Source organism: Planktothrix tepida PCC 9214, from assembly GCF_900009145.1.
GTDB classification, from domain to species: Bacteria; Cyanobacteriota; Cyanobacteriia; order Cyanobacteriales; family Microcoleaceae; genus Planktothrix; species Planktothrix tepida.
Genome location: NZ_LN889801.1, coordinates 196379 through 216828, shown reverse-complemented (window position 1 = coordinate 216828; position 20450 = coordinate 196379). Strand labels below are relative to the sequence as shown.

General features: G+C 38.5%; 20 protein-coding genes. 12 read left to right on the top strand and 8 right to left on the bottom strand.

Annotation, left to right across the window (positions count from 1 at the left end):
- Positions 1-9 precede the first annotated feature (9 nt).
- The gene (locus PL9214_RS13765; protein WP_072719369.1) at positions 10-1617 is read right to left on the bottom strand and encodes a hypothetical protein; all 1608 of its coding nucleotides are present in this window, start codon (positions 1615-1617) and stop codon (positions 10-12) included.
- A gap of 217 nt (positions 1618-1834) precedes the next feature.
- On the opposite strand from PL9214_RS13765, the gene PL9214_RS13760 reads away from it, so the two are divergent.
- Together PL9214_RS13760 and PL9214_RS13755 are read left to right on the top strand one after the other, a co-directional pair.
- Positions 1835-2251 (top strand): ester cyclase, encoded by a 417-nt coding sequence (locus PL9214_RS13760; RefSeq protein WP_083580013.1) that lies wholly within the window; start codon positions 1835-1837, stop codon positions 2249-2251.
- Between the two features lie 50 nt (positions 2252-2301).
- Positions 2302-3630, top strand: a complete 1329-nt coding sequence (locus PL9214_RS13755) for a folate/biopterin family MFS transporter (protein WP_072719368.1) — start codon at positions 2302-2304, stop codon at positions 3628-3630.
- 17 nt (positions 3631-3647) lie between these two features.
- Here PL9214_RS13755 and PL9214_RS13750 read toward each other — a convergent pair whose 3' ends face one another.
- A complete protein-coding gene (locus tag PL9214_RS13750) occupies positions 3648-4298 on the bottom strand; it encodes a sulfotransferase family protein (RefSeq protein WP_139295054.1) in 651 nt (216 codons plus the stop codon).
- Positions 4299-4593: 295 nt separating this feature from the next.
- On the opposite strand from PL9214_RS13750, the gene PL9214_RS13745 reads away from it, so the two are divergent.
- Complete coding sequence (locus PL9214_RS13745) at positions 4594-5805, top strand: glycosyltransferase family 4 protein (RefSeq protein ID WP_072719366.1); 1212 nt, start codon at positions 4594-4596, stop codon at positions 5803-5805.
- 77 nt (positions 5806-5882) lie between these two features.
- Here PL9214_RS13745 and PL9214_RS13740 read toward each other — a convergent pair whose 3' ends face one another.
- Complete coding sequence (locus PL9214_RS13740; protein ID WP_139295053.1) at positions 5883-7106, bottom strand: acyltransferase family protein; 1224 nt, start codon at positions 7104-7106, stop codon at positions 5883-5885.
- A 105-nt stretch (positions 7107-7211) separates the two neighbouring features.
- On the opposite strand from PL9214_RS13740, the gene PL9214_RS13735 reads away from it, so the two are divergent.
- Both PL9214_RS13735 and PL9214_RS13730 read left to right on the top strand, forming a co-directional pair.
- The gene (locus PL9214_RS13735; RefSeq protein ID WP_072719364.1) at positions 7212-9035 is read left to right on the top strand and encodes an ABC transporter ATP-binding protein; all 1824 of its coding nucleotides are present in this window, start codon (positions 7212-7214) and stop codon (positions 9033-9035) included.
- A 33-nt stretch (positions 9036-9068) separates the two neighbouring features.
- Complete coding sequence (locus PL9214_RS13730; protein ID WP_072719363.1) at positions 9069-9818, top strand: class I SAM-dependent methyltransferase; 750 nt, start codon at positions 9069-9071, stop codon at positions 9816-9818.
- Between the two features lie 46 nt (positions 9819-9864).
- Here the strand turns inward: PL9214_RS13730 and PL9214_RS13725 are convergent, their stop codons facing one another.
- Positions 9865-10458, bottom strand: a complete 594-nt coding sequence (locus PL9214_RS13725; protein WP_083580011.1) for a hypothetical protein — start codon at positions 10456-10458, stop codon at positions 9865-9867.
- A 204-nt stretch (positions 10459-10662) separates the two neighbouring features.
- Between PL9214_RS13725 and PL9214_RS13720 the strand changes: the two genes are divergently transcribed.
- A complete protein-coding gene (locus PL9214_RS13720; RefSeq protein ID WP_072719362.1) occupies positions 10663-10929 on the top strand; it encodes an EamA family transporter in 267 nt (88 codons plus the stop codon).
- Here PL9214_RS13720 and PL9214_RS13715 read toward each other — a convergent pair.
- The 3 genes from PL9214_RS13715 to PL9214_RS13705 all read right to left on the bottom strand — a co-directional run bounded on the left by PL9214_RS13715 (position 10926) and on the right by PL9214_RS13705 (position 14245).
- Positions 10926-11873: an NUDIX hydrolase gene (locus tag PL9214_RS13715; protein WP_072719361.1), complete on the bottom strand. Its 948-nt coding sequence runs from the start codon at positions 11871-11873 to the stop codon at positions 10926-10928. The genes PL9214_RS13720 and PL9214_RS13715 overlap by 4 nt on opposite strands.
- Positions 11870-12979, bottom strand: coding sequence for a DegT/DnrJ/EryC1/StrS family aminotransferase (locus tag PL9214_RS13710; RefSeq protein WP_083580010.1), 1110 nt, complete (start codon positions 12977-12979; stop codon positions 11870-11872). The genes PL9214_RS13715 and PL9214_RS13710 overlap by 4 nt, the downstream gene beginning before the upstream one ends.
- Positions 12980-13303: 324 nt before the next feature.
- Positions 13304-14245, bottom strand: a complete 942-nt coding sequence (locus PL9214_RS13705) for an AEC family transporter (RefSeq protein WP_072719466.1) — start codon at positions 14243-14245, stop codon at positions 13304-13306.
- A gap of 102 nt (positions 14246-14347) precedes the next feature.
- Between PL9214_RS13705 and PL9214_RS13700 the strand changes: the two genes are divergently transcribed.
- From PL9214_RS13700 to PL9214_RS13680, 5 genes are all read left to right on the top strand, one after another.
- Entirely contained in the window at positions 14348-15211 is an 864-nt protein-coding gene (locus tag PL9214_RS13700) for a M15 family metallopeptidase (RefSeq protein WP_072719360.1), read from the top strand.
- Positions 15211-15888 (top strand): ATP-dependent Zn protease, encoded by a 678-nt coding sequence (locus PL9214_RS13695; RefSeq protein WP_072719359.1) that lies wholly within the window; start codon positions 15211-15213, stop codon positions 15886-15888. Before PL9214_RS13700 ends, PL9214_RS13695 begins: the two co-directional genes overlap by 1 nt.
- 67 nt (positions 15889-15955) lie before the next feature.
- Entirely contained in the window at positions 15956-17062 is a 1107-nt protein-coding gene (locus PL9214_RS13690) for a leucine-rich repeat domain-containing protein (protein ID WP_083580021.1), read from the top strand.
- Between the two features lie 187 nt (positions 17063-17249).
- Positions 17250-17603: a PadR family transcriptional regulator gene (locus tag PL9214_RS13685; protein WP_072719358.1), complete on the top strand. Its 354-nt coding sequence runs from the start codon at positions 17250-17252 to the stop codon at positions 17601-17603.
- Positions 17604-17649: 46 nt separating this feature from the next.
- Positions 17650-18183, top strand: a complete 534-nt coding sequence (locus PL9214_RS13680) for a cofactor assembly of complex C subunit B (RefSeq protein WP_072719357.1) — start codon at positions 17650-17652, stop codon at positions 18181-18183.
- A 279-nt stretch (positions 18184-18462) separates the two neighbouring features.
- On the opposite strand, the gene PL9214_RS13675 is transcribed toward PL9214_RS13680, so the two are convergent.
- Positions 18463-18786 (bottom strand): DUF3155 domain-containing protein, encoded by a 324-nt coding sequence (locus tag PL9214_RS13675; RefSeq protein ID WP_072719356.1) that lies wholly within the window; start codon positions 18784-18786, stop codon positions 18463-18465.
- Positions 18787-18929: 143 nt separating this feature from the next.
- On the opposite strand from PL9214_RS13675, the gene PL9214_RS13670 reads away from it, so the two are divergent.
- Positions 18930-20333, top strand: a complete 1404-nt coding sequence (locus PL9214_RS13670) for a sensor histidine kinase (protein WP_072719355.1) — start codon at positions 18930-18932, stop codon at positions 20331-20333.
- Positions 20334-20450 lie beyond the last annotated feature (117 nt).

Below are 20450 nucleotides of genomic sequence, written 5' to 3'. Positions count from 1 at the left end.
TCGTATAGTTTAAGAATTTTGTTCTGTCGTATAAACCACAAAACCGGATAACTCTGGTACTTCAATTCTTCGAGTAAAATCGGGTAAATAATGAAGATAAAATTTGCCAAATTCCCCTCTTAAATCTGCCCAAGCGGGGATAGCAATTTGGGTAAAATTCTCTGGGAGGTAAGCCATAAACTCCTCTTTACTAATGGGAACTCCAGCTAAATAGCGATCAAAAGGGCCAGAATCAATATGATATAATTGATGCTCTGCCATCAGAACTGAAAAGGGATGCCAAGGAAAATAAACTTGACCCGGATTTTTTTTAGAATATTCATAGACCACTTGATGCACATTATTGAAAAAACTAGGGAAGGTTTTATAAATATAAGGAATAGGCAGATTAATATTATAGATTGTCAAGATTATTACTAAAGATAATAACCCGGTTTGGCTGATTTTTTGTAAAAACTCTTGACCGGATTTTGTAGATAAATTTGTGGCTTGTTCCAATAAGACTAAGTTAGCAACCAAGGTTAAAAAGTAAACAGTGTACATTCCATTGGCATCTCCTCCAGCTTTGACTCTTCCTAATAAGGATGTAGGAATAAAAAATAAGCTAACAATCACAAATAAAAGCCAAGGATTTTCTTGAATCCAAGTTTTTATTTTCTGAATGTCATTGGGGAGAGTCCCTAAAATCCAAAACCCGACTATCATCCCTTGTAAAAGACAATATCCGGCTAATTGCTGGGCTGCGGATAACAGCATTAATAATTTATCCCAAAACAGCGTAATCGTTTGATTATTTCCATCAAACCAAGGTTGATTCCCTGGAATTGTAATCAGATTAAACAATAAAGCTTGGGGATTAAATGCTATTAACAAGACAGATGAAATGACGACTCCACTCAGAGCTAAACAAGCTAAATACCGCTTGAAAACCTTAAAATCATAGGCTAAAAATAGATAGACAGGTAAAGAAATCAAAATAGGGGCGGCAATTTGTTTTGTCAATACCGCTAAAACGGCTAGAATTGAACTAATTAATAATTTTTTTAAGGGGATTTCAGGCTTGTTTTTTTCTTTGTAAAGGATGACGCAAGCTAAGGCTGAAAACCCTAAAGCGGGACAATCAGCACAAATTCTAAACGCATCATAGGATAAGGTTCTAATTTGAGTTGTAAAAAAGATAAAAGCAATTAAAGCCAGTATCGATAAATAAAATCCTTTTTTGTTTTTCCAAGTTTCACCGCCATATACCCAAATTACGGGGGTAAAAAAATAAACTAAAGACATTAATTTACCTAAAACCAGAGCAACTGTAGGAGAATTAACTAGGCTTGCGGGTAAATACGCTAAAGCCAGTAATGGCCCATACATATCACTAATCAGTGGCCCTACAGGATCTTTTGGATAATACAAATTGAATTTATATTTCCAAAAAAATGCCATCATTAAACGATCTGCATTCCACTCAGGAATTGATGATGGGTATTGACCGGGTGCAGCAAAGTTATCGAGCAGAAAATGATAGACTAAAAGGACAAGACAAAATAATCCTGATAGGATAATCGTAGAGATAATTAATCGATCTTGAAAGAATTTTGTTTGTTTTAAGCTTGAGTCCATAATCCATCAGTGGTTAACACTCATGTTGCTCATAAATCCTACACGGACTGCTAGATACACGTCAACTGTGATCAGGAATATTGCACTGGAATCTTAAATTAACCTTAAAAGTTAAGTAGATAAAATACTCTAAAATTTGATTTTTATCAATGCTTGACGACAACTTGATCCTGTATTAACCTTTGTGTAGGATTGATTCAGGTTAAACTAAAATTCTATGGATACGCTGACCAATAAGGAAATTATTGCTGGTTTTTTTGAAATCTATAATAATAAAGATTATGAAGCGGTATATCGCTACTTTTCTCCCCACTATGTCGATCATGGATTACCCCAAGTCAAGAGTTTAGAGCAAGTGATCGGGATCTTAAAGCTGACTCATAAAAGCTTTCCCGATCTTCAGGTGATTATTAATGATTTGATAGAAGAAAATAATCAAGTTGTGTTTCGAGGTCGCTTTAGCGGGACACACTTGGGTGAGTTTGCCAATCTGCCTCCGGGTGGTGCAAAAGTCGAATTTGAAGCGTTAGAAATTTTTAAAATTGAAAATCAAAAGATCACAGAATCTTGGGGATATTGGCCCCTTTCAGAGATTATTAATCAGATAACAGCAGCAGCCAATCAAAAGCAATAATCACCTGACTTAAAAATAAACAAGGTTGATATTTATAGACAACTTAATTCATGACCCTAACCGCGTCTTGGTTAAATTCCCAGAAACCGAAGCTGAAGAAATATCTCCTCTTTAACCATGAACCGACACCAGAATTATTTGCCATTCTCACCGTCTATTTTATCCAGGGGATATTAGGATTAGCACAGTTAGCTGTCAACTTTTTTCTAAAAGACAATTTAGGGTTGAGTCCATCTCAAATGGCCGCTTTGATGGGAATTGCTGCTGTCCCCTGGATTGTTAAACCGTTGTTTGGATTTCTCTCCGATGGTCTTCCCATTGCCGGGTATCATCGTCGTCCTTATTTGATCGTATCAGGATTATTAGGAACCTTCGCCTGGATTGCCTTAGCCACCGTTGTTCATGATACCTGGACAGCCACCCTAGCCATCCTCTTAACCTCTGTGTCGGTCGCCATGAGTGATGTGATTATCGATTCCATTGTCGTAGAACGTGCCCGCAAAGAATCCTTAATCCAGTCGGGCTCTATGCAATCGTTGATGTGGACGGTTTCAGGAATCGGAGGATTATTGACGGCCTATTTAAGTGGTTGGTTGCTGGAGAATTTTACCAGCCAGACGGTTTTTGGGATTACGGCTTTCTTTCCCTTAATCGTGTCGGGGGTTGCGGGTTTGATTGCGGAAAAATCCGTATCAGACCTCAAACCCCATCGAACTGACCCTAGCAACATCCACCAAAAAGTAACCTTGCTTTGGAATACCCTGCGCCAAAAATACATCTTGCTTCCTACCCTGTTTATTTGTATCTGGCAAGCAACGCCCAACACGGAATCTGCCTTTTTCTATTTCACCACCAATGAGTTAGGCTTTAGCCCGGAATTTCTGGGGCGTGTGCGATTGGTAACCAGCCTTGCAACCTTGCTTGGGATTGGCATTTATCAACGCTATCTCAAAGCCGTTTCCTTTCGTAAAATCTTGGGTTGGAGTATTGTGCTTTCCTCCCTACTGGGGATGACGACTTTGATCCTGGTCACCCATGCTAACCGAGCAATAGGCATTAATGATCACTGGTTTAGTTTGGGCGATAGTGCTGTGCTAACGGTGATGGGTCAGATTGCCTTTATGCCTGTGTTTGTGATGTCTGCTCGTCTCTGTCCGCCGGGAATTGAGGCTACTCTGTTTGCTTTTTTGTTGTCCGCCTTCGGCTTATCGGGAATGATTGCCTATGAGTTGGGAGCACTCCTCACCCACTGGTTAGGAATTAGCAATCTAAATTTTGAAAACCTCTGGATTTTGGTCGTTATTGCTAATCTTTCTACTTTGCTTCCCCTGCCTTTATTGGGATGGTTGCCTAACCAAAATTCTCAACAGGAATCTTGACTAGGTAATTGATAATTTTATTCTGAAGCAGCATAACCGTATTTTTCAAACCAATCTCGATATTTCATCTCGATTTGTTGAACTAAATCTGGATCTAAATAATTCACCCAATAACCATTCCTGCCATCGGTAATATGATTACTATGAAAGAGGTTAGTTTTGTGGTGAACCTCATCTCTATCTCCTTCACTTTCGTAAGATAAATTATCAATTTCATCAACAATAGCCGACGCATTCACAGAACCCACCGCGCAAAGTTGAGCTAATTCTTCAATAATACTATTCTTGCCAGTCAAAATTCTGTGGTAAGGGACAACTAAATCTGCCACATTAATCCATTGTTCGTGCATTTGGATCAGATAATCCGCAAATTCAACCGTCGGGGAATCTCCAAATGCTCTCCAATTACTCGCCATTGCATCTCGAATATCTCGATAGGAATATACGATTAATGTAGCTTGATCGGCAATGGATTGAACAAAATCATGGATTTTGATCAGTGTATATTCTTTCTCTGGGATTTTTTTATACTTCCAATCTCCTGACCATCCACAAGTTAAATTATTTTTAATGGTAGGCGAACTAGAAAGCACAAGGCGAGTCGCGTTATATAACCAAGTGCTTCCTGATCTCATCATTCCCGAAGCCACAATCAACTTTGATTCCATTCCCATAAATCCTTTTTCTCTGGATGCAAGAATCTAAATCAACGGGCGTAAACTGTCGTCACTCCGTTTCTCAATACGCTTTTCTTGCTGTTATTGGTCAGTCAATTATACCAAAGTATTGTAACTCTTATTGATCATTTGAGAGGGATCCCAGAAAATGAGCAGGTATTTCATCTTTTGGGATATAATTCGATTCTCTATAAAATGACCCATACCTTGACTTTTGATAAAAAACCGCTAAGATAAATTTTGCCTAAATTTATTGAATAAAGACAGATTTATGAGAATCCTTTTCGTGATTAACTTGCCTTATAGTAGTTTGGAAATATTAGCAGTAGAAGCCATTAAGGTTGTAGAACCTCAAGGCATTGAAGTTTTATGGGTTTATATGAATCAATATATCGAAATGATGGATACCTGTCCTGAAATGTTAGAATGTGTGGACTTGGTTCATTTTGTTCTGGATGTTCAATCCTTCTCCTATGAACAGATTAAAAAAGCTGCTAATATTCGCCCCATTATTAGTAGCTATCACCATTGGAACTTTAAAGAAATACCCCAACATTTAGAGTTAGTTAGCCACTTATTTTATGTTGCTAGATTTTTAGAATCAGAGGTACAACAGATCACATCAGGAAAAACAACCACCAGTCTTTTATTGAATGGAGTAGATACAAACGTATTTTTTCCGATTCTCAATCAAAAGCCGCGTGATCATTTTGTAATTGGTTTTTTCGGAACTCAACGCCCGAATAGTCGAAGCGATCGCAAAGGCAGTAGACTCTTGTTAGAAGCGGCAAAAATTATGGTTGAGTCGGGATACAAACCCAGTTTTTTAATTATGGGTTATGGATGGAAAAATTTAGTCCCCGTGTTAAGAGATCTGGGTTGTCCCGTCACCTATAAAGTTAGTGTACCGCGAGAAGATGTGCCGAAATACTATCATCAACTCGATCTTTATTTGATCACCTCACGCATCGAAGGAGGGCCGTTAACCCTTCTGGAAGCGGGGGCTTGCGGAATTCCTGTTATCTCTACTCCCGTCGGTATTGCTCCAGAACTTTTAACCAAACCGGGCTTTGGTAAACTGTTGTCTGGATTCGAGAGTCAAGAAATAGCAGAAGCGATCATGGATAATATGGAAAATCCTCATATTGCCCAAGAGAGAGCCCAAGCTTTACTTCAAGAAATCCGCCAATATTGGACTTGGAAAGATACTTATAAAGACTTAGCTAAAATTTATTTTGATCTCTATCAAAAAACGGCTCAACCCTCACAAATTAAGTCGTCAATCTCTTCTAAAAATAATATTCCTCCCTACCTGAATTTACAACAGGATGCTGTTGTACAACGAAGCATTGCTAGGAATTATGCTTTATTTTATTTTGCCTTCTGTCTATACGATCACGGTGAAAAACTAGCAGCTTTAAGGACAGCCTTACCAATTTTACATCAAATCAAACCGATCTATTTTTGGAAGGAACTTCAACGGGAAGAACATTGGTAAAACCGTGGGATTTGTAACTACTTTGCTAAATTTTATCCTAATTTTGGATACAACTTAAATAAGATTGCTATATCCACTCAATACTTAACCGTAAAAAGACTCAATAAATAAAGGCTCACGCTTTGCTTTTTCTGAGATAGGATATTCGCTAATGTATACCTGTGCTTTTCTAAGGGATTAATTAAAACATGAATGATAATAACTGAAGCTAAAAGACTCAGTAATATACTAATTGTTCCTAACCAAAGAATCGATATTTTAAAATGAGATACTATTATTAGCCCAATATAAATTGATATTGTATGGGTCAAATAAATAGGATAGGAGAGATTTCCAATATATCTGTCTATTGAATTGTTAAGAGTTAAATGAAATAATAGAGGAATGATTATCATCCAACCTAAATGAGAAATCAAATAAGCATAATTCATATTAGTCAGTTTTCCGATTTGCAAGATCCCTAAGTTTATCAGCCAAAGAATAAACCAAACGAACCCAAAATATAGAATGTAATATTGATTGCTAATTTGTAAGTTTTCAGGTAGAAAATTTTTTAATTTAATTAACCAGCTTGAATACAACCTAAAGCTAAAAATTCCTAGGGCAAACAATGAAAATGCAAACAGAAAAAAATGATGAAGCCAATTGTTAAATCCCATGTATTGATAGAAAAGAATACGGATTGTTAAAGAGAATAACAAATATAGAAATAGTTTTTTGTTACTGAATTTTACGATGCGTGGAGCTAAAAAATAAAATATTAATTCAATAGCCATTGACCAGGCAACAGGGTCAAGTAAATATTCAACCAGAGGATACTGAGTCTCGAAAATATTAGGACTAATACCGAATGATGAAGGTAAATCATAGTTTAAAACAATAAACCAGTTCTGAAATAAAATGATTAAATTAGAAAAAGTTGCAAAACTTATTAATAATACATTAACTATACTATTGTCTGAAAAGGAAAAATTGACAAATGGCTCTAATTCTAACCATTCTCCCCACACAATACCGAATATTAAACTAACGGTTATAATCAGGCTACCAATTAACCAATAGGGAATAAAAATCCGCAAAAATCTGCTCCAATAAAATTCGACTACATTAGAATATTTAGGTAAAATCATTGCCATATAAAAACCCGAAATCATAAAAAATATTTCTACGGCTTCAGCACCATCAAGCATAACCCACGGAAATACAAGATGGGATTGATTTTCTAAACCATTAGGATTAATATCCAATGATACATGAGCAGCTACAACGCATAACGCTAAATACAACCTTAATATTCCCATATTGACTGATCCTGAGAGAATTTTGTCTGGTTTAATCTTGATGCTATCATCTATAATATGATATATTAAGGTTACTGTAAAACAGTAAGCAATCTTGAAAAGCCAATGGAAAATCAACCTTTAAAATCTAGTTTTGTCTTAACTTTAAAGTTTATTTGGCGTTACTGTTCTGAATATCGCTATGCTATTTTATTGTTGCTGTTTTTGATGACAGTTCAGACAATTTTACAAGCGTTAGTTCCGGTTTTGACGGGGAAGTTAGTTAATAGTTTTAGTTATTCCATAGAGACATGGACAGTACCCGTCTTTATTTGTGCGTATCTAGGTGCAGCTAAACTTACTTCTTATCTTTGCCGAATTGGTGCGGCTGCGGTGCTAAGTAATACGGCGACACAAGTGATGAAGAAAATTATCACTGAATCTTTTGATAAAGTCCAACATTTCAGTACAGAATGGCATATTGATAATTTTTCTGGGAGTGTGATTAGAAATATTAACCGAGGAATTTGGGGATTTGACCAGTTAAGTAATACCTTATCGATGTCAGTTTATCCCAGCCTCTTGATGATGGTTTCTTTAATTGTTATTTTTTTTATTAATGGTTTTTGGATTGGAGTAACTGGATTTGTAGGTTTCGGATTATTCTTGTTGGTCACTTATAATTTATCAACTCATTATTTAGCTCAAGGTTTTGAAGAATTTAATCAAATAGATACGGATCTCAATGGTAGTTTATCGGATGTTGTTATCTGTAACAGTGTGGTTAAGTTTTTTGCTACCGAAGATTATGAAAGCCAAAAATTTGAAGAAATAGCAGAAACCTGGCGAGATAAAAGTCAACGAGTGTGGTGGCGAATTGAAACGGCTTTTTCAGCCCAAAATCTTTTACTTTGGGTGATGGAAGTGGTCATTATTGGTCTTTCCATTTGGTTATGGTTTAAAGGCATTCGCACCCCTGGGGATGTGATTACTATTCTCACCAGTTTTCAGATGGCGCAAGGTCAAATGACCACCGTTGGAAATGATCTTCGCTTGCTACAAAAATCCATGATTGATCTTCAAGGATTGATCAATTTGGATGAAGTCGATGCCCAAATTGTAGACAGTCCAGAAGCCGTTGCGTTAGAAATTAAGGACGGATCAATTGCGTTTGATCAGGTGACATTTCGGTATAAAAATCAAACCACACCCATCTATGAAAATTTGTCTGTCACCATTGCTGGGGGTGAAAAAGTGGCTTTGGTGGGACATTCAGGAAGTGGCAAAAGTACCTTTATGAAATTACTTCAGCGCCTCTACGATATCGAAAATGGTCAGATCACCATTGATGGTCAGAATATTCAAAATATAACCAAGCAAAGTTTACGGTCTGCGATCGCCGTTGTGCCCCAAGAGCCCATTCTATTCCATCGCTCGATTGCGGAAAATATTGGTTATGGTAAACCGGATGCGACACAAGATGAAATTGAACAAGCCGCCCGCCAAGCTTATGCTCATGACTTTATTATGGGCCTACCGGAGGGTTATGAAACCCAAGTGGGTGAGCGGGGAACTAAACTTTCCGGGGGTGAGCACCAACGAATTGCGATCGCTCGCGCCATTTTGATCAATTCCCCTATTCTGATTCTGGATGAAGCCACCAGTAGTTTAGATTCTGTTTCCGAAATTCTGATTCAAAAAGCACTTAATAATCTGATGGCGGGGCGCACAACAATTATTATTGCCCATAGACTTTCTACGATCCAAGCCGTTGACCGTATTTTAGTTTTTTCTCAGGGTAAGATTATTGAGGAAGGAAGCCAAGAAACTTTATTAGCTAATTCTAATAGCCATTATCGCGTCCTCTATGCTTTACAATCTAATGGTTTTCTGCCAGAAACACCCGAAGATTCTAATAGCAAAGTTGAGCAACAAGTATTAGTACAATAAGTACAAGTTTTAACCTCAATGGGGGATGTAGAAATGGAATCTCAAATGTATCAAGAAATGATGGAGGTCGAAGACAAACATTGGTGGTTTGTAGCCCGTCGCTCTATTATTGAACAAGTGCTGAAAAGATTAAATTTACCGAAAGATGCCGAAATTTTTGAAGCGGGGTGTGGGACGGGCGGCAATTTAGCGTTACTCAGTCGTTATGGACAAGTTTATGGGATGGAATTAGATGAGGATGCCCGAACTTTTGCCAGTACCCTTCAAATCGGAAAAATTGAACCCGGTTGTTTACCGAATCATCTTCCCTTTCCTGATCAAAAGTTTGATCTCATCGTGTTGTTAGATGTTTTGGAACATTTGCAAGAAGATCAAGCTTCTTTACAAGCCTTATCGACAAAACTTAAACCCTCTGGCTATTTATTAATTACAGTTCCAGCCTTTCCTTGGCTGTGGACTAAACGAGATGAATTGCTTCATCATAAACGCAGATACACGTTAGAAAATTTACGTTTCATTGTCAGTTCTGCCGGATATAAAATTAATACTGTTAATTATTTTAATTTTATCTTATTTCCTTTAATTGCTGGAGTCGGACGGCTGCAAAATTTATTGAATAAAGGCGGGAATGAACAAGCTTTACCTCCCCTATTGATTAATAAAATATTAACGTTATTATTTGGGTTTGAGCGTCATTTAATTAATCGGGTATCTCTTCCCTTTGGAGTATCAATCTTACTGTTGGCGACAACAAACAAGATCAGGATTACTAACTCTCCCTAAAACCTAGATGGTGAGTGTTATCTCAGGGAGAGTTAACGGATTAGCCCTATTGAAACCGAACGGAAATAGCAGGAGGCAGCCCTAATTTGATATCAATAATGATATCTTTAAAAATCGAAATATAAACGCTTTCCAGCTTATCATTACATTTCTTCGCTAATAAAATAGCGTTGAGAACAGCAACCAACAATTTATTATTGCTGTTTTCTAACTTAATCTTTTCAATCATCTCATTTTTGATGTTATCAATCGATCCTCGCAAAGAAGTTTTAATTTGTGGCAAAACTCCAGCTTCAATACTAAAACTATCTACTTTCAATCCCAATTGTTCTGCATAAGGGAGAAATTTTTGATATTCCTCAAGAATTAGATTGATTTTTTCTTGAGCCACAGCAGCCATTTCTGTAGTCTGGTCTTGAACCTGATCGATAACTTTACTTTGAATTTGTAGAGCTTGTTCAGAGATATTTTGAACGGCTTTTACTTGATTTTTATTTAAAAAATAAACCAGTAAAACCAGAACGACTACAACCACGAGAAATAGCCAGTTAGACGAGATAGAAGGTAAAGCATCTAATTGGCTTAAAAGGGGTAAGTTAGCAACGGAGAAGATGGGTGAGAGAAATTCAATAGATGTCATTGTCTTATCTTTAAGTCCCTATGGTTTAATGGTTGGATTGCTAAGAATAGAATTTTAGCATATAATGAAAAAAACGTAAACTCGGTTATTTTCTGCTGATCGGAGTTAATCTTAATAAATCATGACAGAATCGTGATCTCAGCAGTCCTAGACGTTATTAACCCAGATTATGCCCATTTTCTCCTTTCCTCAAACTCTACTTTGATGACCACCAGCAAAATAATATTACTAGAACAAAAGCTGCCTAATGTTCTAACCAAACCCCTGAATTTAATTTTATTATTTATTGCTTTATTTTGCCTATCTTTTGGATTTGTGACTGTATTTTTGCTCTTAGAACCTGTGATTACCGCGATTTTAGCTTGGATAATCTTTGCTGAACATTTAGGAATCGTTAACTGTCTAGCTTTTATCCTGATTCTCCTGGGAATTTATATTGCTAAAACGGGTCAAGGGGCTGAGAAAAGTTAAAAATGATCATCAATCAGATATTTCAAAGCGAAACGAGACGCATAAATTATTTCTTTTTTATCGTTTTGTCCGGGTAAAATTCCCTCATAGAGTAAATTTTCCGCCTCAGTTTTATTACTTAAACGAACAAAGCTTAAATGTTCTTCCCAACCCTGAGATTTAAAATGATTTTCATCTATCCCCGTATTCACAGCAAAAACTAAATCGGTTTCGCTGGTAAATGGATTTCCCGCCATCCCAATTAAACGAGTATTACTTTTATCTAATGGCAAATCAATCCTGGCTTCTTCTTTTAATTCTCGTTGAGCATCTTGATAAAAATTAATCTGCTCAATTTGTTCGTTAAATGTCGCCAAACCTGCTACAAAATTAAGGAACCCAGGACGATCAATATTGCCAACACGTTCCCCAATATAAACCGTACCTTGGGCGGTAATGGGAATCACAGTAACCGCTAAAGCCCTAGCAAAATAAACAAAGGGATCTTGATAAATTTGTAACCCCTTCAACATTAATTTTAACGCTTCTAGTTTAGACCGAGAACAATCTTGATGATAACGGGGATAAGTCGTTGGCCCCACCTCTAAGATTAGCCGTTCTTCTTCTCGTTTCCAATAACCCGCAATCTCACCTCCTGACCAGCGAATTTTACGATCATCATAGTCGTTAGGATTAGTACCATCAGTGATGATCCCGTTGCTAATTTGAGGCTGAATTACCGTTTTTAAATAGGTGTCAAAATCCGTATCAATCAGTTCTCCCTCTAAATTTTGCGGGCCATAACCTGCTGTTACCTGAATTTGAGTAATATTTTCGACTTGTTGCGGTGTTACCCAATCAATCAAACTGTCATCCTTGATCAAGGCTTGAGCGAGTTTTTCCCCTTGAGAAATCCCAGTTAATTGATTAATAACCGCCTCTAAAGATTGAAGATAATCCTTCATGATCCCGAATAAAATTCACGGATCTTTTCAATCACATAATTTTGTTCTTCCGGTTTCAATCCATAAGATGAAGGTAAAGAAATGCCCCGTTCATAAGCTTGGGCACTAATAGGATAATTTCGCTCAGGATTCATCCATTCTTGATTTTGATAACAAGGTTGTAAATGTAATGGACAGAAAAATCGCCGCGTTTGAATGCCATTTTCCGCTAAATAATCGGCTAATTCAGCCCGTTGATTGGTATAACAGGAGGTAAACCAATGAACAGGTTCGCAACGCGAATCAATTGGCATAATTTGCAGTTCAGGAATATCTTTTAGTCCGGCTACATAGCGATCATAAATCTCTTGTTTGCGTTGAATAATGGCAGGTAATTTTTGTAACTGAGCAACTCCAATTGCAGATTGCATTTCCGTAATCGAAAAGTTAAACCCAATATGTTCATGTACAAAGGTTCCCCGATGATCTCGACCGTGATTTTTAAGACGACGACAGGATTGAGCAATAATATCACTATTGGTTAAAATAATGCCGCCTTCACCACAGGTAATGGTTTTATTCCCATAAAAAGAAATGGCACTCACATCTCCCCGAAGCCCAATATGCTCCCCTTTAAACTGTACCCCAATCGATTGAGCGGCATCTTCAATAACTTTTAAATGGTGACGAGTAGCAAACTCAATAATTTTTTCCATGTCTGCACTTTGTCCATATAAATGAACAGGCATAATGGCTTTTGTTCGTTCAGTTATTAACGCTTCAGCTTCTCTAATATCTATACCCAAGTTATCTTTTTCAATATCACAAAATATCGGTGTTGCTCCGGTCATAATAATGGCATTAGAAGACGCAACAAAGGTTAAATCAGGAACCAAAACTTCGTCCCCAAAACCAATCCCTAATGCTTTTAATCCACAATATAACGCGGTGGTTCCATTGGATGTAGCGATCGCATATTTTGCTCCCGTTAAACTTTTAATCCCTTCTTCAAATTCTTGGGTAATTTTATGCTCGGTCAGATAAGTCGATTCAATCACTCGTTTAAGTTGCACCAGTTCACTTTCATCAATCCAGGGTTCAATTTGAATAATTTTGGGTTTCGACATGATCTCAATTCAAAATATGAAAATGGGTATTCCTAGTTAGGAACGCACGGGATTTTAACCTTACTTAGCCTTTATACCACAAAAGTTAAACTCTCGTTAAAGTTTAAATTACTTTACTTTAACCCAATTTCGATAGGAAATAGGTAAAAGTAAAATACTACAAAAGAGGTTCTCCCGTACTTCAGATGATCCAGTGACGTTATCCTCTCACTCCATAGGCTTTTTCAGCTTAGTGCTTCCAGAACTTTAGATTAAATTTTACTTCTTATATCGAGTATTGGGGACAGACCAAAGCCCAGTAAGAAACCCCCATTCTAAATTTTATTAACCAAATAAAAATAACCACAGAGGTAAGGTTAATAATAAGAGTGTAGAACCCATCGCTAAATTTGTAACCGCTAATTCCCGATCTAAATTAAAGGCTTCAGCTAAAACTAAGGTTGCAAAAGCGGGAGGAGTTGCCATTTGAAGCACTAAAACTAATAAAGGAGATCCGGTTAATCCCAATAGCATTAATCCATAGCCTAATGCCAAAGGTACAATTAACATTTTAATTCCTAAACTTACAGAGGCAGTTTGAAAATAGCGCCAAGAATGAAGCTGACTTAAACGCATTCCCATCAAGACTAATGTTAACGCAACACTACCCCAAGCAATTCCCTTTAATCCCTGTTCAATCGGATCAGCTACCGGAATATTTCGTACCATTAAACCGATCACCATACTAATTAAAGCCGGGTTCGTTAATGATACTGCAACTAATTGCCAAGGGTCTTGTTTTCCCATTCCAAATCTTGCCGCTAAAGCCACGCCTAATCCATAGGCGCCAATGACCGTTCCTAGTCCATCATAAAACACCGCCCAACCGAAATATTGGGGGCCGACTAAGGCTAAACTAACCGGAAAACCAATATATCCCGTATTCCCCACCATTGAAGCTAATAAAAAACTGCCTTGAGCAGGTAAAGATTGGGGTAAAATATTGAATTTAGGAATACGGCTTTGCCAATGTAACCCCATCCAAGCTAATCCAGCACCGAGGAAAATAGCAGCCCAAGCCACTAAGGGAGCAATCCAAATCGAACCGGATAAATCCGCTTTTCTTAAAAATGCCATAATTGCGATCGGAACAATTGCCCAATATAAAATTTTTCCTAAATAATAGGGAACAATAGCGGGTAATTTCCGACCTAAAATCCATCCGATTAAAACGCCACCTATTAGCCATTCATAAAGTGTTAGAAGTTGAGTTACAGAATGAGACATAAAGATTAGGTGTTGACTGTTGAGCATGAACGGTTGACGGTTAGCCGTCAACATGAAGTATTATAAAATTCAGCCTTTAATGGATGTGCAGGAGTGAAGCCGTTGAAGAATTCTAGTCTGCCTAAACAAGCCGAAACTGTCGTGGATGGATCAACAGAAGAGATTCCAGAGGCGATACGAGATCTCCCCGTTGTGACCGTGGCTTCCTCCCGACCGTCCCCCAGACCCGGACTCTTCTGGAAAATGTTGGGGTTAGCCGTCGTTGCATTCTGTACGGCTTTAGCCATTAATTATCAATTTGGAATTCTCTCTCCTAAAGCTTATATTCCTCTGTTAGAACCCACCCCAGAACCCAAGAGTTCTACGGCTTCTTCCCCTTCACCTACTCCCACTGCTTCAGCAACTCCAAGCGCCGCCGCGTCCCCAACAGCCTCCCCAAGCTTACCGGACAATTTATTGGGCCATCTCCCCTACGAAGAAGCTCCCGCCGCAGAGTTAGAAAGTATTACCCCCGATGGGAGTCATCGGTTACGCAAAGCAGCCGCCCAAGCTTATCAGCAAATGGAGCAAGCGGCTTTAGCCAGTGGGGTGAGTTTAGTTCCGATTTCCAGTTTTCGCACGGTTAAAGAACAGGAAGGAATCTTTTTTGAAGTCAAAGCGCAACGGGGACAAGTCGCAACCAAACGCGCAGAGGTAAGCGCGCCTCCGGGATATAGTGAACATCATACGGGTTATGCCATTGATATTGGCGATGGAAATATGCCCTCAACGAACTTAAATGTCAGTTTTGAACAAACTCAAGCTTTTCAATGGTTAAAAGATAATGCCGCTTTTTATAGTTTTGAGTTATCCTTTCCTAAAGATAATCCCCAAGGGGTGAGTTATGAACCTTGGCATTGGCGGTTTGTCGGAGATCGCCAGAGTTTGGAAACGTTTTATAAAGCCAGAAAGCTGAAGAAAAGCTGATGAGAACGACCAGTTTAAACTTGATTGCAATTAGTGTTTTCTGCATAACCCTATCGGCGTTATTGAGTCCGGTTTTCAATATTTCGCCTTTTATTCCGGCGAGTGTAACTTGTTTTTTATTAGGGGTTGCGACATTAGATGTTTTTCAATTTCAAGGTCAAGGTGCTAATTTATTAGTAGATTGGTTAGCGGGAACTTCGGCTTCCACTCGGGAACGAATTTTACACCATGAAGCCGGACATTTTTTAGTCGCCTATTTGATGGAAATTCCCATTCAGGGATATGCGTTAAATGGTTGGGAAGCTTTCAAACAGGGATTAAAGGCTCAAGGCGGGGTGCAGTTTGCTGATCAACGGTTATGGGAACAATTGCAGCAAGGTCAACTTTCATCACGGGTTTTAGATCGTTATTGTACGGTTTGGATGGCGGGAATCGCCGCAGAAACGTTAGTATTTCAAAAGGCGGAGGGAGGACAGGAAGACCGAGAAAAAATTACCGCAATTTGGACTCAGTTAAACCGTCCGATGAGTGAAGCCAAAGTTAAAGAACGTTGGGCTATTTTACAAGCTAAAACCTTAATTCAAAATCACGAAACGACCTATTATCGCTTGGTAGAAGCCATGAAAAATCGGGCTTCTGTTGAAGAGTGTTATCAAATTATTAAGGTTGAGGATTAAGGTTTAACTCTAAGATAAAGTGTTGATTTTATTGTGTTTTTTTGAAAACAAAAATTTTATTAAAATCATGATAAAATTTATTAACATAAATCCCTATAAAATAGCACTCAATTTTTTAATATTTTTATTACCCCTAAATCCTGCTTTAGCTTCAGAGAATGCTGTACAACCTTTAAATAATTTTGAAACGATTTGTTTAAATCAAAATAATTTAAACTTAGAAACACAAAAAACACTAGATTTATTATTAGAAATTTCTCAAACCAAAGACTGTAAAATAGCAAATAAAATTCTATCTCAACTGATTCAATTAAATTTGAGTGGGTATCAAATCAAAGATTTAAGCCTCTTAAGTTCTTTTTCTCAACTACAATTTTTGTATTTAAGTGGAAATCAAATCTCTGATTTAACGCCATTGGCTAATCTCAAAAATTTAAAAGTCTTAGCACTAGATGTCAATCAAATTCATGATTTGACCCCTCTTTCTTCCTTAATAGCGCTAGAAACCTTAATTTTAGATACGAATAAAATTACGGATTTAACCTCGCTTAAAAATTTGACCCGATTAAAAAGTTTAGTATTATTTGATAATCAAATTCAAGATATTACGCCGTTGCAATCTTTAGTAACCTTAAAAAAATTATCCTTACAGGGAAACCAAATTTCTGATATTACACCGCTACACCCCTTAACGAAACTCAGCTATTTAGCCCTTTATGATAATCAAATTGCTGATTTAACTCCCCTTAGCTCTTTAACTCATCTAAAACAACTGCTACTTTTTAACAATCAAATTGCAGATTTAACGCCCCTGGCTTCTTTAACCGATCTCAACCAATTAACTTTATTTGATAATCAAATTTCCGATCTGCGTCCTTTAGCAACCCTGACCAATCTAACCGAACTTTACATTGGAAATAATCCCATTTCCGATTTAACCCCCTTACAAGCATTGACCAACCTCAAAATCCTCAGCTTGTTTAATACCTCGGTTTCAAATCTTGCACCCTTGCAATCGTTAACTCAATTAATCACGTTAGATTTGTATAATACTAAAGTTTCCGATAGTCGTCCATTGCAAAGCTTGACCAACCTAACCGGATTAGACCTTAGAGGGAATCCCTTGACAGAACGAGCCTGTCCCGTTAAAACCACCTTAACCTGTCGTTTTTAGTTAACCTATAGGGAATAACCGTGATTGATTTTCTCCAATATCCCTAAAAATAGTGACCACATTGACTAAATCCCGAATCACGGCGCGATAAATTATATAAATAGAGTCAGGCTAGAAGTCAAAAATTTTCATCCTTATCTAAAATTTAGGTGAATCAATCATGCTTCAGAGTAAGCGGGAGAATCTTATGACCTTTGAAGAGATCTATCAATTTTTCCAAGAACCCCCGCCTATCTATCTCAATAAAGAACTGGCGGTTTGCTACATCTTATCTGTCTTTCTGCGAGGGGACTCCTATGGAACCGAACTCATTGAACGACTAGAACAAGAGTATTCTGCTTATCGATTATCGGATACGGTTCTCTATAGTGCCTTGAAGTTCCTAGAAAAACAAGGAACGATTACGGGATATTGGCAGAAGGTAGAAGGTAGAGGTCGCCCTCGTAGGATGTACCAAATCATACCTGAATACAAAACCCAGGCGCAAGAGTTAGCCCGACTTTGGCATGAATATACAACTCGTCGAGATAAATTTGTGTAAACTACACATCGACGAGTGACCGTTTAAAACTAGACTAATTTAATCTATGATGATTCCCGTAATTCCTTCCACGTTTGTGTTGACCTTGTTACTGGCGATTGGCTTATTCTTCTTTGTGCGGGCTTCGACCAAAGATCGAACACAGCAGGAAAAGCTAATGGCTGAACAAGAAGCAGACTCTTTGCTTACGCAAATTCAACAGTATTTCGCAGCACGAGCTTATCGTGTGACGAAATTAAATCGGGAAGACAATCAAATCACCTTTGAGGGGTTAGTTCGTCCCAGTTGGTTTCTAGCCATCTTCTTAACCCTATTAACGGCCGTTGGGCTGTTATGTTTAGGATTAGTTCTATCGATGGCTATTCCCAACCTTGGCGAACTGTTTTGGGGACTGGTGTTGCTTTCGCCCCTGGCGGGGTGGTTTTATTGGAAAGGTGCCAAGCGGCCAGAAAAAGTCTCTCTTAAGCTGGATGCTGTTCTCGGTCAGGGAAACCAAACTCAAAGTTTAATTACTGTAACCGCTCACCGAGACGAACTGGCAACGCTCAAACAAGCACTGCACCTCAAACCTTGCGAATAATTTCATCTGATCCTTGCTAGAAGCAGGGACTCCTGGGCTAGTTGGGTTAAAAGAAATTCAACAACCTTTTAACCGACTAAACCCCCAGAGATAGATTGCCTCCATTGACGGTTCACCACCAGACCTATCCGGTTTTTCTGTCGTGCTGGCTTAATCTGAGTTAAGGAAGAAGCTCATGTTGATGATAGCTATCACTCGGTTTCAGGACGCCAGAAAAGTTCCGCATTTAGAAAACCCTTTACTTTAAGCATTAAGAATATTCAACACAGGATCTAAACTTCAAACGCTTTTGATGGCGGAAGCAGAAGATAGGGGTGTTGCTTTTTCCACAAGCTGCTTTAAACTGGGGAATAAAAAATGATTTTCTTCAACATACTGAGCGCCAAACAGACCCTTTTCAGCCCAGAAATACCGATCTGTTGTATGCTCATTGCGTTTGACAAGAAGCACAGCAGGGGGAATAATTCCCTCGGCATGGATAAACTTGCGAGCCGCTGTTACGGGTTTATCTTCGCCACTGGAAATGCTATATTGAGGCACACATTCTAAAATTCTTCGTCCTTCTTGTCTACGACGGCTTTTACGCTTACGTCTTCTAGCCAACTTGTTGACCTCCTTTTTAAGCAGGCGGGTTGTAAATATAGCTACAAAATCCGAAAGAAGTATATCTGTTTTAGTTCAAAATTTCAAGATGTTTTAATAGATTGATACAAAATCAGTACACTGATCCCCCGGCTCCTCCTCCTATGCTTACAGCTAGTTCTGAATTTGTCCAACTCTGTCGCACGCAATTGTCATTGACGGCGAGTTTAGGTGCGTCCTTGAGTGTGGTGTATTTGGCTGAGGCTTGGGTGGATGAGGAACATCAGAAATTAATTCCGATCGCCACTTATCCTGAAACCTCCCTGGAAGATTTGGATATTCCGGGTTTGATGCGCTTTCCGACCCTGTTAACTTCAACTCTACCTCGTTTGTTAACAACAGAAGAAATTACCAAAACCTGGATTTTGTTACCTGCGGTGGATATCAATGATTTTATAGAAGCCGAAGCACAGGGAGAGCAACCCCTAGAAGAAGAGGAAAGTTGGCAACAACGCAGTCAAACGGTGTTACCTTTAATTCAAGAAGAGGTGGTCTTAGGCTTTTTAGTAACGGGACGCAATGATCGTTCCTGGAACCCAGAGGAATATGGCCAATTGCAAGGAATTGCCCATACCTTAGCCCTGGGTTGTATTTTAGATCAACGCTCCCAATGGTTCCAACAACAATTAAGCCGACAACAACACCTACAGGCGCAACAAGCCGATGCCCTTCATAATATCTTTCATCAACTCAAAAGTCCCCTCACGGCGGTGCGTACCTTTGGAAAATTATTATTAAAGCGGTTGTTACCGGACGATAAAAATTATCCGATTGCCAATAGTATTCTACGAGAGAGCGATCGCATTCAAGAGTTGTTACAACAAGCTGATCAAACTTTAGACTACACAGAACCTGATTTGAGCTTACCCCTAACCGTTGATTCTGTCTTGGTTTCCACTCCTCCTGGGGAAGAAGCGACTTTTCCGCCCTCGGTGTTAACCTTGTTACCCGCCTGGGATGAACTCGAACCCCTAGAATTGTCCGAGGTCTTGCAACCGTTAATTTTATCAACCCAAGCTATCGCTGAAGAACGACAACTTCAATGTCTTGTTGACCTTCCCCCCCAATTACCCGTTATCCTAGGGAATCGTAAAGCTTTACGAGAAGTCTTGAGTAATCTGCTCGATAATGCCTTAAAATATACGCCATCCGGGGGAAAAGTTTGTCTTCGAGTTCGATTCACTACAAAACGGAAATCCCAACCCCTGCAAGTGGGAATTGGCATTAGTGATACTGGCCCTGGTATTCCCCCAGAAGATTTAACCCATTTATTTGAACGTCACTATCGGGGTGTCCAAGAAAGTTCAGAAATTCCGGGGACAGGGTTAGGGTTAGCGATCGCAAAAACCTTAGTCGAACAAATGCAGGGAAAGATTGAAGTGTTCTCTCCTGTTAATTCGGTTTGGGTCTCCAAGGAGATGCTTTCTCGGGGGAATATTCCTAGAGGAACTACATTTATCGTTTGGTTAAAGGGTGTTACTCCTGATCAAGAATTGAACAGAAGTTGATAGAATTATTTTTTCTCAACTGATGTTGTCTCCATCCCCAAGCCAATATTAAGCTTAGGAGTCCCAACAAACTGGTCTGAAGATTCATTTTTTACACCTTTATTGTACCCGGTTTAA

Excerpts from the sequence above, each read along its gene's own strand:
- PL9214_RS13765 (WP_072719369.1), bottom strand. The coding sequence starts at position 1,617 with ATGGACTCAAGCTTAAAACAAACAAAATTCTTTCAAGATCGATTAATT.
- PL9214_RS13760 (WP_083580013.1), top strand. The coding sequence starts at position 1,835 with ATGGATACGCTGACCAATAAGGAAATTATTGCTGGTTTTTTTGAAATC.
- PL9214_RS13755 (WP_072719368.1), top strand. The coding sequence starts at position 2,302 with ATGACCCTAACCGCGTCTTGGTTAAATTCCCAGAAACCGAAGCTGAAG.
- PL9214_RS13750 (WP_139295054.1), bottom strand. The coding sequence starts at position 4,298 with ATGGAATCAAAGTTGATTGTGGCTTCGGGAATGATGAGATCAGGAAGC.
- PL9214_RS13740 (WP_139295053.1), bottom strand. The coding sequence starts at position 7,106 with ATGGGAATATTAAGGTTGTATTTAGCGTTATGCGTTGTAGCTGCTCAT.
- PL9214_RS13735 (WP_072719364.1), top strand. The coding sequence starts at position 7,212 with ATGGAAAATCAACCTTTAAAATCTAGTTTTGTCTTAACTTTAAAGTTT.
- PL9214_RS13730 (WP_072719363.1), top strand. The coding sequence starts at position 9,069 with ATGGAATCTCAAATGTATCAAGAAATGATGGAGGTCGAAGACAAACAT.
- PL9214_RS13725 (WP_083580011.1), bottom strand. The coding sequence starts at position 10,458 with ATGACATCTATTGAATTTCTCTCACCCATCTTCTCCGTTGCTAACTTA.
- PL9214_RS13720 (WP_072719362.1), top strand. The coding sequence starts at position 10,663 with ATGACCACCAGCAAAATAATATTACTAGAACAAAAGCTGCCTAATGTT.
- PL9214_RS13715 (WP_072719361.1), bottom strand. The coding sequence starts at position 11,873 with ATGAAGGATTATCTTCAATCTTTAGAGGCGGTTATTAATCAATTAACT.
- PL9214_RS13710 (WP_083580010.1), bottom strand. The coding sequence starts at position 12,979 with ATGTCGAAACCCAAAATTATTCAAATTGAACCCTGGATTGATGAAAGT.
- PL9214_RS13705 (WP_072719466.1), bottom strand. The coding sequence starts at position 14,245 with ATGTCTCATTCTGTAACTCAACTTCTAACACTTTATGAATGGCTAATA.
- PL9214_RS13695 (WP_072719359.1), top strand. The coding sequence starts at position 15,211 with ATGAGAACGACCAGTTTAAACTTGATTGCAATTAGTGTTTTCTGCATA.
- PL9214_RS13690 (WP_083580021.1), top strand. The coding sequence starts at position 15,956 with ATGATAAAATTTATTAACATAAATCCCTATAAAATAGCACTCAATTTT.
- PL9214_RS13685 (WP_072719358.1), top strand. The coding sequence starts at position 17,250 with ATGACCTTTGAAGAGATCTATCAATTTTTCCAAGAACCCCCGCCTATC.
- PL9214_RS13680 (WP_072719357.1), top strand. The coding sequence starts at position 17,650 with ATGATGATTCCCGTAATTCCTTCCACGTTTGTGTTGACCTTGTTACTG.
- PL9214_RS13670 (WP_072719355.1), top strand. The coding sequence starts at position 18,930 with ATGCTTACAGCTAGTTCTGAATTTGTCCAACTCTGTCGCACGCAATTG.